Genomic DNA, 3,191 nt, shown 5'->3' with positions numbered 1-3,191 from the left:
CCCCCCCCCCCCCCCCCCCCCCCCCCCCCCCCCCCCCCCCCCCCCCCCCCCCCCCCCCCCCCCCCCCCCCCCCCCCCCCCCCCCCCCCCCCGCCGTTGTCAGTGACAGCCGATAGCCTGGCGAGAAGTCAAAGATCACCGAGGGGAGGGGCGCGTGCGGGTACTCGGGGTGGACCCCGGACTGACACGCTGCGGCGTGGGCGTCGTCGAGGGGGTCGCGGGCCGGCCGCTCACGATGATCGGCGTCGGCGTCGTCCGGACACCGGCGGACGCCGACCTCGGCCACCGCCTCGTCGCCATCGAGCAGGGCATCGAACAGTGGCTGGACGAGCATCGGCCGGAGTGCGTCGCCGTGGAGCGCGTCTTCAGCCAGCACAACGTCCGTACGGTGATGGGCACCGCCCAGGCCAGCGCGGTCGCCATGCTCTGTGCGGCCCGCCGCGGCATCCCTGTCGCGCTGCACACCCCGAGCGAGGTCAAGGCCGCCGTCACCGGCAGCGGCCGGGCCGACAAGGCCCAGGTGGGCGCGATGGTGACCCGCCTGCTCCGGCTCAGCGCACCGCCCAAGCCCGCCGACGCGGCCGACGCCCTCGCCCTCGCCATCTGCCACATCTGGCGCGCCCCCGCGCAGAACCGACTCCAGCAGGCCGTCGCCCTGCACACCGCCAAAGCTCCGAAAGGCCGTACGGCATGATCGCCTTCGTCAGCGGCACGGTCGCCGCGCTCGCTCCCGATGCCGCGGTCGTCGAGGTGGGCGGTGTCGGCATGGCCGTGCAGTGCACGCCGAACACCCTGTCCACGCTCCGCATCGGCCGGCCCGCCAAGCTGCACACCTCCCTCGTCGTACGGGAGGACTCACTGACCCTGTACGGCTTCGCGGACGACGACGAGCGGCAGACCTTCGAGCTGCTCCAGACGGCGAGCGGCGTGGGACCGAGACTCGCCCAGGCGATGCTGGCCGTGCACACCCCGGACGCCCTGCGCCGGGCGGTCGCCACCGCCGACGAGAAGGCGCTCACCGCCGTTCCCGGCATCGGCAAGAAGGGCGCCCAGAAGCTGCTCCTGGAACTGAAGGACCGGCTCGGCGAGCCGCTCGGCGCCCCGGCCGTCGGCGCGCCGGTCAGCACCGGCTGGCGCGACCAGTTGCACGCGGCCCTGATCGGCCTCGGATACGCGACCCGGGAGGCCGACGAGGCCGTGACCGCCGTGGCTCCGCAGGCCGAGGCCGCCGAGGGTGCTCCGCAGGTCGGTCAGTTGCTCAAGGCCGCCCTCCAGACCCTGAACCGCGCCCGCTGAACCCCCACACACCGAGGCACATCATGAACTGGGACGACACGACCGACGCCCCTGCGGCGGAGCGGCTCGTCGGCGCGGCAGCCGACGGTGAGGACCAGGCCGTCGAGGCCGCCCTGCGCCCCAAGGACCTGGACGAGTTCATCGGCCAGGAGAAGGTACGCGAGCAGCTCGACCTCGTCCTGCGCGCCGCACGCGCGCGGGGCGCCACCGCCGACCATGTGCTGCTCTCCGGAGCCCCCGGCCTCGGCAAGACCACCCTGTCGATGATCATCGCGGCCGAGATGGGCGCCCCCATCCGGATCACGTCGGGCCCCGCCATCCAGCACGCCGGCGACCTCGCGGCGATCCTCTCCTCCCTCCAGGAGGGCGAGGTCCTCTTCCTCGACGAGATCCACCGCATGTCCCGGCCCGCCGAGGAGATGCTGTACATGGCGATGGAGGACTTCCGCGTCGACGTCATCGTCGGCAAGGGCCCGGGCGCCACCGCCATCCCTCTGGAGCTGCCCCCCTTCACCCTGGTCGGCGCCACCACGCGCGCCGGGTTGCTGCCGCCCCCGCTGCGCGACCGCTTCGGCTTCACCGCCCACATGGAGTTCTACGAACCGGCCGAACTGGAGCGGGTCATCCACCGCTCGGCCCACCTCCTGGAGGTCGAGACCGACCCTGAGGGCGCCGCAGAGATCGCCGGCCGCTCCCGGGGCACCCCCCGTATCGCCAACCGCCTGCTGCGCCGCGTCCGGGACTACGCCCAGGTCAAGGCCGACGGGTTGATCACCAAGGACATCGCGGCGGCCGCCCTCGCCGTCTACGAGGTGGACGAGCGCGGCCTCGACCGCCTCGACCGGGGCGTCCTGGAAGCCCTGCTCAAGCTGTTCGGCGGCGGCCCCGTCGGTCTGTCCACGCTCGCGGTCGCGGTGGGGGAGGAGCGTGAGACCGTGGAGGAGGTGGCCGAGCCCTTCCTGGTAAGGGAAGGACTGCTGGCCCGCACCCCGCGCGGCAGGGTCGCCACCCCCGCCGCATGGGCGCATCTCGGCCTCACCCCGCCCGGGTCCCGGACCACCGGAACCGGACAACAGGACCTGTTCGGGGCGTGACGGCGCCGTCACCGCTCCGGGTCGGCGAGGCCAGTGGCCGCAGCAGGAACCCCGGTGCCATGCTGAGCGTTGTTCCATGCGCGCGGACTCGCTTAGACTCCGCCGATGCCGCCTTTGTCGGCGGCGTACATACCCCCAACCATCTGGCCGCTCACAGCGCGGTCGTGTGAAGGAAGTACCGACCCGTGAGTCTCCTGACCCTCCTCCCGTTCATTGTGCTGATCGGGGCCATGTTCCTCATGACCCGGTCGGCCAAGAAGAAGCAGCAGCAGGCCGTGGACATGCGGAACCAGATGCAGCCCGGCAGCGGCGTCCGCACCATCGGGGGCATCTACGCCACGGTCAAGGAAGTGAACGAGGACACCGTCCTCGTCGACGCCGGTCCGGGCGTCGAACTCCTCTTCGCCAAGAACGCCATCGGTGCCGTCCTCTCCGACGACGAGTACAACCGCGTCGTCCACGGCATCGAGCACGATCTGAAGTCCGACGCCGACCTCGTCCCGGACGACGCCTCCTCCCTCACCGGGACCGACGACTCCGCCGCCGACGAAGGCGCTGACGACAAGGCCGTCGACCTCGGCAAGAAGGAAGCGGCCGACAAGCCGGCCGGCGACGACGCCCCGGCCGATGACACCCCGGCCGCCGAGGCGAAGACGGACGCAGAGCCGAAGAAGACCGACGGCGACTCCGACGCGAAGTAGTCGTGGGGGGGGGGGGGGGGGGGGGGGGGGGGGGGGGGGGGGGGGGGAGGAGGAGGGGGGGGGGGGGGGGGCGGGGGGGGGGGGGGGGGGGTTGCGGTTGG

The 3,191-nt window shown here is 73.1% G+C and carries 4 protein-coding genes; all 4 read left to right on the top strand.

The features are described from left to right. Positions 1-153 precede the first annotated feature (153 nt). The 4 genes from ruvC to yajC all read left to right on the top strand — a co-directional run bounded on the left by ruvC (position 154) and on the right by yajC (position 3,090). Entirely contained in the window at positions 154-693 is a 540-nt protein-coding gene (gene ruvC, locus ACZ6I3_RS39310; RefSeq protein ID WP_469421122.1) for a crossover junction endodeoxyribonuclease RuvC, read from the top strand. Continuing rightward, on the top strand, positions 690-1,295 hold the full coding sequence (ruvA, locus tag ACZ6I3_RS39305) for a Holliday junction branch migration protein RuvA (RefSeq protein ID WP_328337438.1): 606 nt from the start codon (positions 690-692) through the stop codon (positions 1,293-1,295). Before ruvC ends, ruvA begins: the two co-directional genes overlap by 4 nt. 23 nt (positions 1,296-1,318) lie before the next feature. Continuing rightward, positions 1,319-2,389, top strand: coding sequence for a Holliday junction branch migration DNA helicase RuvB (ruvB, locus tag ACZ6I3_RS39300; RefSeq protein ID WP_469421121.1), 1,071 nt, complete (start codon positions 1,319-1,321; stop codon positions 2,387-2,389). Between the two features lie 185 nt (positions 2,390-2,574). Then, positions 2,575-3,090, top strand: a complete 516-nt coding sequence (gene yajC, locus ACZ6I3_RS39295; RefSeq protein ID WP_469421120.1) for a preprotein translocase subunit YajC — start codon at positions 2,575-2,577, stop codon at positions 3,088-3,090. Positions 3,091-3,191 lie beyond the last annotated feature (101 nt).

Source organism: Streptomyces sp. NPDC041940, assembly GCF_055589465.1.
The sequence above is the reverse complement of the archived record's forward strand: the minus strand, read 5'-3'. Positions and strand labels throughout refer to the sequence as shown.